Annotated in this window: 4 protein-coding genes and 1 pseudogene; 3 read left to right on the top strand and 2 right to left on the bottom strand. The window is 42.4% G+C overall.

Annotation, left to right across the window (positions count from 1 at the left end):
- A partial coding sequence (locus D8847_RS10070) for a Cna B-type domain-containing protein (RefSeq protein ID WP_260467784.1) occupies positions 1–463 on the top strand: 463 nt, incomplete at its 5' end.
- 550 nt (positions 464–1,013) lie between these two features.
- Here D8847_RS10070 and D8847_RS10065 read toward each other — a convergent pair.
- Together D8847_RS10065 and D8847_RS10060 are read right to left on the bottom strand one after the other, a co-directional pair.
- On the bottom strand, positions 1,014–6,713 hold the full coding sequence (locus D8847_RS10065) for an alpha-L-fucosidase (RefSeq protein ID WP_125841459.1): 5,700 nt from the start codon (positions 6,711–6,713) through the stop codon (positions 1,014–1,016).
- A 343-nt stretch (positions 6,714–7,056) separates the two neighbouring features.
- Positions 7,057–7,533: a glutathione peroxidase gene (locus D8847_RS10060; protein WP_125841458.1), complete on the bottom strand. Its 477-nt coding sequence runs from the start codon at positions 7,531–7,533 to the stop codon at positions 7,057–7,059.
- Positions 7,534–7,734: 201 nt separating this feature from the next.
- On the opposite strand from D8847_RS10060, the gene D8847_RS10055 reads away from it, so the two are divergent.
- Together D8847_RS10055 and D8847_RS10050 are read left to right on the top strand one after the other, a co-directional pair.
- Entirely contained in the window at positions 7,735–8,013 is a 279-nt protein-coding gene (locus tag D8847_RS10055) for a TIGR04197 family type VII secretion effector (RefSeq protein WP_125841457.1), read from the top strand.
- Positions 8,010–8,232: pseudogene (locus D8847_RS10050) on the top strand (hypothetical protein); the annotation flags it as partial. The gene D8847_RS10055 and the pseudogene D8847_RS10050, both read left to right, overlap by 4 nt.

Genomic DNA, 8,232 nt, shown 5'->3' with positions numbered 1-8,232 from the left:
GTACACAGTTACCAATACACATGCTCCAGAGAAAACATCTGTAAAAGGTCATAAGATCTGGAAAGATGAAGAGAACCAAGACGGTATCCGTCCAGCATCTATCACAGTGAAACTTCTTGCGGATGGTCAAGACACTGGTAAGACTGCGGTAGCCTCAGAAGCAACTGGTTGGACTTATGAGTTCACAGACCTTGATCGTTATAAAGACGGTCAAGCAATCGAATACTCTGTAGTAGAAGTTCCAGTTGATGGTTATACATCTAAAGTAGAAGGCTTCAATATCACAAATACACACACTCCAGAAAAACCAACACCAGGTAAACCAAATGAACCAGGAAAACCAGGTCCAAAACCTCAACTTCCTAACACTGGTGAAAAAGCATCTAATGTAGCAGTAGTTGCAGGACTTGCTTTGATGGCAGTGACTGGTGGATTGTACTTTGTAAGCCGTAAAAATAAATAATCTCTAGATGAGAGTTGATTTTCAGTTAGTTCTGAAGAAGTAATTGGAAAGGAAATAGTCCAGAACGATTGTTCTGGACTATTTTTTATCTTGAGAAATAAGTGACGCTTTTTAAATGTTATTAAGAATCAATTTACATAAGATTAGTTGATAGTAGCATAATATTTTCAATAAATAATAAAGTATGCTCTTGAATTTTTTTAGTATTCTAGCCTATAAAGCATAGGCTATTGATGGGGTTTTGTCATCTGAAATGAAATAATAGATCGTTAAGGGATAACAATTGATTTGAGAAGCGTTTGTCCTGCTAAGTGATGAAAGTGAATTCTGTGAATGGAGATGGCTCGAGTAAGTTTTAGAAGAAACTATTTAGGTAGGAGGCTAGAAAAATATGGCCGCTCAGTACTGTGAATTTATAAAAAGTTCAATTAAATTTTGGGATCCTTTATGGATTTTTTCACACAAGGTTAATCGTGTAAAAAAGAGAAGACCAAATGGTCTTCTCAACGGGGGAACTGAATAATTAGAAAGAATCAATCAAAGAGGGTTATTAGTCTTTGAAATTCTTTTGGAAGATGAGGAGAGACAAGATAGAAGTAATGGCTGCCAAGTAGAGGAAGGCAGTTGCTTCTTGTTCCCCAGTTGCTGGAAGTTGTCTTTCCTTGTCTTCTTTGACTGTAGCTGTAACAGGAGCTTTTTCATCTTTTGATGATGAATTATCTGTTACGGCTGGAGTCGGTTTTTCAGTCTCTCTTGGTAGAACATACTCAGGAAGAGTCACAACTGGTGGCGCTTCTGTTCCAACTGAGCTCTGTTTGCTACCTACCTCAATCACTCGATCTTGAGCTGGAGTTGCTTCTGTTTGGAGAACTTTGCGATTGTCACCGTCCACTTCAACATACTCGACTAAGAGACCGTCTTTCCCTTCTGATAGAACTTGCTCTTTTCCTTTGTCTAATTGTGGGTTTTCGCGACGAATAGTCTTGAATGGTACGACCTTATTGACGATTTCCAAGCTTGGAAGTGTAAAGACAAGGTCTTTAACCCCTTCCTCAGGACTTGAAGAAGTAATTGGTTTCTCAGGTTGAGCAGGTTTTTCCGGTTGAACTGGATTCTCAGGTTGAGTCGGCTTTTCCGGTTGAGCAGGTTTTTCAGGCTCAGCAGGTTTTTCAGGTTCAGCCGGTTTCTCAGGCTCAGCAGGTTTTTCAGGTTCAGCCGGTTTCTCAGGCTGAGCTGCTTCGAGCTTGCTGATTTGTTCGAGAGCAGTTTCTAGCGCTTGATTGACTGCTTCCTGAGTTTTAGCTTCTTGGATTGCAGCAATAGCTTGGTCAGCAATTGTTAGCAATTGCTTCTTAGCTTCCTTGTTGGATCCAAGCTCAGCGACTTTTTTCTCGATCGCTTTTGTTAAGCTGTCCATAGCCTTATCATACTCAATTTCCGGTTGTTTTGGTTGAGCTGGTTGTTCAGGTTGATCAGGTTTAGAAGGTTCTTCAGGCTGTTCAGGTTGATCTGGACTAGGTTCCTCTTGCCCTCTTTGATAGTTCTCGTCCTTGGACAGGATATCTTGTAAGGCGATGACAGTCAACATGACTTCTTGAACATCCACTGCATCAGCACTGAGTTGGTTTCTCAATTTTTCTAGATTTGCTTGGAAAGCTTGGCGTGCAGTAGCCGTATTTTTCAAGCCTGCTGGGTCAAAGTTGGACAGATCATCTTTCCATTTTGAGATAGACTGGATGATATCTGTCTTGCTGTAGAGTTCACTGCCTTCGCCACGAGTGATGAATTGGTCTACCTGAATACCGATATTTCGAGACAAATCGTTTCGATCAGGATCGAGTTGAAGGGTGACTGCGTGCAAGTTCTCTTCAAGACCTTTTAGGCTAACTAGAGTTTGATTGCCTTGGCGTTGGGCTGCATGACCGCTAAAGTATTTCTTGCCCTCAATAGTTGACGCATTTCCCATGCCATCTTGATAAGGAACTTCTTTGCCATCTAGGAAGACTTTGTAGATACCATGATTTGGATCAACATATCCCTTGATATCAAGTCCAGTACCGTAGAAGTAGGCTGTGACAGTTGTTTTTTTCTTTTGCTCATCAGTTAAGCGACCAAAGGAAGCCCAAGACTCCGTCTTTTGGTATTTATCTGCCGAATTGGTTTCATGGTGCCAGCCAGGACTGTAATCCAACTGACTAGCTTGGTCATCATAACTTGTTTGGTCTTTGATCAACAATTCAGCTTTCATCACTTGGATGGTTGCATCGGTAGCAAAACCGAGCAAGGCACCATCAGAAACAGAAGTGAGCTTGGCTTTAAAGTCAAAGATAGAGTCGGCTTGTTCTGTAAAGTCAATCGTTGGGATGGTCACAGTCTTTTCTGTTTCTCCATCTTCAAAAGTCACATCTTGAGTTGTATCTTGGTAAACTTTACCGTGAACTCCAGTTCCAGGTTCTGTGATGAAGCGAACAGTAGCAGTTCCCTTGCTTCCACCAACACGTTTAATTTTAACAGTGACTGGTTTTCCTTTTTCGACTTCGTAGTTAGTAGACTCGAGTTCAAACATTCCCTTGCTATCATTGTTTAGGATGTAGATCCCTTCTGTAGCAATTGGTTCGCCTGTTTTGTTTACAAGAGTAATAGTGTGTTGGCCTGGTGCTAAATCACCTGTCTCAAAGACTTTTTGGCTACGTTTACGGCTAGCGTTCTTAGTTTGCACATCCGCAACTTTTTGGCCATCAACATAAACGGACATTTCTCCATGACCCGGATCGACTGTAGAGACGACATAGGCCTTGGTTCCTGTGAAGGTATAGCTTACTTTGGCATCTTTTTGATTGGTCCACATAGAAGTGCCACGAACACCTTCAGATTCATTGTACCAAGTTGTTCCGGCTGTATCTGCCGTTGTGTTTGAGTGGTATTCAAGTCCAAGAGGGTAGCCATCTGTCTTTTCAATGCTACTTGGCGTTTTGTAGACAGAGAAGTTGTTCAAGATTGGTGTAGCTTGTGCTCCTGTGATGGTCACACGAATTTTTTGTGCCTCTACAGGTTTACCTTGAATCAAGCGACGGTAACCAACAGTTGAACCTTCACCGTAAGTCACCCAACGTCCGTTGATTTCGACTTCAATCTTGAAACCAGAGATCCGTTGACCTTTGGCGATGTCTTCTTTGAGTTCGACAACGTCAAAGCGTCTCTTTTGCCCTAAATCGACTGTGAAACTACCAGTTGTGGCATCATTTGAGAGCGCCCAGCTAGTATCATCTTTACCGTCAGTCAGGTGACTTTCTTTATAAAGGTGGTTCTGACGAGTAGAACTTGCTGTTACAGTGGCCCCTTTGGCAAAGTCAGTCGCATACATTTGGTCTAGGGTTGCTTTGAATTCCTTCAAGCGAGCCACATCCGCATCTGCAAATTTTCCTTCTTTGTTTGGTGGAATGTTGAGAAGGAGAGGGGTTCCACGACCAACAGACTTGAAGTAGATGTCCATCAACTCTTTGAGTGATTTCGGCTGTTGATTGTCATGGTAGAACCAGCCCGAACGGATCGAAACGTCAGCTTCCCCTACAGAATACATATCACCATCTGGGTCACCATGGTTGAGGTATTCGTTTTTCACATCGTCTGTGATGTTAGCTCTCTTGACTTTATGCCAGACAGGGTCACCTGCGATACCTCGTTCATTTCCGATCCAGCGAACGCTTGTCGGTTGAGCAGAGAAGATAGCAATATCTCCTTCAGCTTCTTTGATGTATTTGAACCATTCATCAAAAGTATAGGTTACTTTTTGGGCACCGCTACCACGCGCACCGTCCATCCAAACCTCGATAAATTTCCCTTTATTACCGTATTTTGGATTACCAAGGATTTCTTTCAGTTGGTTGAGATAGTATTGGTTGTATTCTTTTTCGGTTGCGACATGGTATTTTGGATGATTGGCATCCCATGGGGATAGGTAAACACCCATGTTCATGTCGTACTTGCTAGCAGACTTGGAAACTTCTTCGAGAAGGTCACCCTTACCATCTTTCCATGGGCTAGCAGCTACAGTATGATCCGTATACTTAGAAGGGTAAGCAACGAATCCGTCGTGGTGTTTAACAACCATAATGGTTCGTTTGAAGCCAGTTTCCTTCAGAGTGCGAATCCACTGGTCAGTATCCAAGTTGGTTGGATTGAAGTATCGAGGGTCTTCTTTCCCATTTCCCCATTCAGAATTGGTATAGGTGTTCATTCCGTAGTGGATGAAGGCTGCCAATTCTTCCTTGTGGTAATCGAGTTGAGCCTTGCTTGGAAGAGGTCCATGGTTGCCAATCTCGGTTTCTTTATCTTCTGGATGAGCGACTGGTGGAGTCGGAGTCGTTGGATTAGCCGTATCAGCGACCGGCTCGTATTCAAAGACGACCTCATTCACACCTTTATGCTGGATGGTTGCTTCCAGGCTAGTCTTGACTGGACGGTAGCCAGCAATGTCTTTTGCATGGAAGGTGTTGACAAAGGAAACATCGTACTCTTGGCCGTCATTGTTATCAACTGTCGCTTCCGCTAGTTCAGTAGTGGTTCCTTTTTGACGGTAGTAAACTTTGAAGGATCCTTTGTTGATTTTATAGACCACCTTGATGACACGTGTACCGGCAGGCGCTTTGCTGACAACATTGTGATCTTCAGCCCATGCATCTTTTAGCTGTTTATTAACTGCTACGCCATCAATGGATACAATTTCGTACTTGTCTTTATTTTTCTGATAGAAGTCTGTTTTCTCGATTTCTTTTTTGAAATTATAGTCAAATGGAGAATCAACAGCTGTCTGTTCGATAAAGGTGTCATTATCTTTGACAGGATTTCCTTCTTCGTCTTCGTGTTGGATAACCACACGTCCGTATTCAACTCCCTTGGTCAAGGTAGCAATCCCATCTTGGTTGAAGGAATATTCGTTGCTTCCGATAACAGCTTTCTCATTCCGAAGCATACGTCCTTCATCGGTAAAGTAGTAACGATTTCCGTTATCACCTTGGTACCAGCCTTTCACGCCATGTTTGGCAATCAAGTCCTTCACCCATTTTAGTTGTTCAGGTGAAAGGACGAGCCCGCCACCAAAGCGATCCTTTTCAGCGACACCATTGTCAACGGTTCCGTGTTGGTGGACACCCAGAACTTTTCCTTGGCTGTCTACAATCCCGCCACCAGACAAACCAGATACAGAAGTGGTTTGGTAGGTGATACCAGTCGTTCCCTTATCATCATAGGACTCAACAGATCGGATGGTCCCATCTGCCTTGTAAAGCTGACCGGCTAGGATAGGCTGTTTCAGTTCTTTTGAGCTCGAGTCAGTTGGGTAGCCAATCGTACTGATGGCTTCTCCAGGCTGATGCGTCTTATGATCCGCTAAAGGCGTAAAGGTTGCTGCTTTGTTTGGACTAGCAATCGGAAGAGGAATAGGAGCTTCTACAAGAGCAAGGTCGTTCTTATAGCCTTTTCCAAACTCTTTCTTATTCCAGAAATGGATATCTTTTTCTCTGAATAAAACCGTAGTTCCAGAAGATGGTAGTGAGTTTTTCTTTTCGCTGTTTGAACCAACGTTATAGTAGAACTGGGCAGATTTTCCACCACGAATGTGACCTTCACCAGTTTCTTTATTGGCCTCTAGGAAGTTATGAGCAACGGTAAGAATTAGATTAGGGGCTACAAAGATACCTGAGCCTGAAACGAGGTAACGTTGCTCCCCTGCATTGTAAGTGCTGTAAACCATAGTAGCAGCAGTTGCAGGTTGCCCCTCGTAGTTGATATGTTTGAGGTCTTGTCCACCGTTAATAATAGCACGGTTTCCATTCTCAGCTTCTTTTGGAGCTTCTTCCTTGTCCTTTAGAATGCTCTTAGTTTCTACTTTTGGACTAGCTTTCTGGTCAACGATAGTAGTCGTGTCGAGTTCTTTGACAGGTGTGTCTGGATAAGCACGGTCCTGAATTTCTTCAGGGAGCAAATCAGCACTGCTGGTATCGGCAGCAGGTGTTTCTTGTTTTTCGGTCTCTACTCGGTCTTCTTCTTTAGCTGGTTCAGCCTTGCTTTCCTCTATATCTGCGACTTGTTCAATTTGCTGATCTAAATTGGATGTCGTGGTAGGAGACGTTTCGTCCGCACGCACAGTTCCAGAAGCAAAAAATGCCAGTCCGACGATAACAGAGGCCACACCTACAGTCAACTTCCGAATGCTAAATGTTTGCCCTTTTTCAAAAAGGTATCGATTCATAATATACTCCTAGTTTTTAGAAAGGCAGTCAGCTACTGCCCGAGCCCAAGTCTGACTTGGTTACAACTTGATTTAAGGAAAACAACTCTCTGGTAATTTGTAAGCCACCTTGCCTCCTTTGTATAAAGCGCTTTCATTTTAAGATAAAAAAATTTAATAGGCTATTTCTCCCTTAAAATGACTAAAAGTTTTTAATATAACAAATATACTAAATTAATGAAAGAAATGCAATAGCAAAAAAGCAAAAAATAAATATAAATTAAAGAAAATAAGTTACTTTTTAAAGAAAAAACGCATCCTTTCAGGACTCAAACTAAATGAAAGGATGCATTTTAAAAAGAAATTAGAGTATTTTTTGGAGAGACTCTTGGATGGTTTGGGGGTCTGTTTTGGAAGAGAAGCGCTCAAGGACTTGCCCATCTCGGCCAATGAGAAACTTAGCAAAATTCCATTCGATTCGTTTTCCTAGTGGCCCAGATTTCTGGTCTTTTAGCCAAACATAAAGAGGATCTGCTTCCTTGCCGTTGACCTTGATCTTGGCAAAGCGAGGGAACGTTGTCTGATAGTGTAGGTTGCAGAAGCTATTAATCTCCTCTGCGCTACCAGGTGCTTGTCCCATGAACTGATTGCAAGGGAAATCTAGGATTTCAAAACCCTGATCTTGATAGCGTTCATAGAGTTCTTGAAGTCCCTGGTACTGGGGCGTTAAACCACATCCAGTAGCAGTGTTGACAATCAAGAGAACTTTACCACGATAGCTCTCCAGGGGAGTTGCTTGGTTATTTTGGTTTAAAACTGAAAAATCATATATACTGGTCATGAGGGCCTCATTTCTTTTTCTACATTGTAACAGTTTTTACTATTTTCGTCGAGTCGGATGAGAGAAGTTGTTGAAAAAATACACAATAGTAAATAAATCAGGACAAAATGATGCTACTTTTATGAAACATGGTATAATAGGCCTATATAGCTAAATGAAGTAAACCTATTACTAAGAATTGAGAAAAAGGATAAAACAGCCATGTCAACAGTAAAAAGTGATCTAAATCTTGCGCAAACATATGCGACTCAGCTTAAAAATGCTTGTCAATCGTTAACAGCGATAGCTGCGGCTAGTCAGGATGACTTAACGACCCTTCAAGGGAATAACAAGGCCCATCAATGTCTGGCAAAGGCTCAGAATCTAGCTAGTCAGATTTCGGCTGCTGTCACCCTGACTTCAGAACGACTGCACTCTGTAGCGAGTGATTTTGAGGCGCTAGATGAAGCTGCTGCCAATGGTTTTAGGAGTCATGCATGAGCAAGTTGGATGAGTTGAAGAAAAGAGAGCGAGAACTCTTGTACCAGCTAGAAGACAATGGAAAAGAGAAATATCGCACCAAAGAACTGATAGAAACCTTTGAAGGATATGATAGAGCTAGCCACCGTTATCAAAGTGATTTGTGGGAGGCGGCCTATCAGAGCCGATACGCAGGACAGTTGGAAGAAACGCTCCTGCAAAGAAACCAACTTAAAAACC

Source organism: Streptococcus mitis (genome assembly GCF_003942795.1).
Lineage (GTDB): Bacteria > Bacillota > Bacilli > Lactobacillales > Streptococcaceae > Streptococcus > Streptococcus mitis_BJ.
This window is presented reverse-complemented; position numbering and strand designations above follow the sequence as displayed.

Coding starts and splice junctions, on each gene's coding strand:
- D8847_RS10065 (WP_125841459.1), bottom strand. CDS start 6,713: ATGAATCGATACCTTTTTGAAAAAGGGCAAACATTTAGCATTCGGAAG.
- D8847_RS10060 (WP_125841458.1), bottom strand. CDS start 7,533: ATGACCAGTATATATGATTTTTCAGTTTTAAACCAAAATAACCAAGCA.
- D8847_RS10055 (WP_125841457.1), top strand. CDS start 7,735: ATGTCAACAGTAAAAAGTGATCTAAATCTTGCGCAAACATATGCGACT.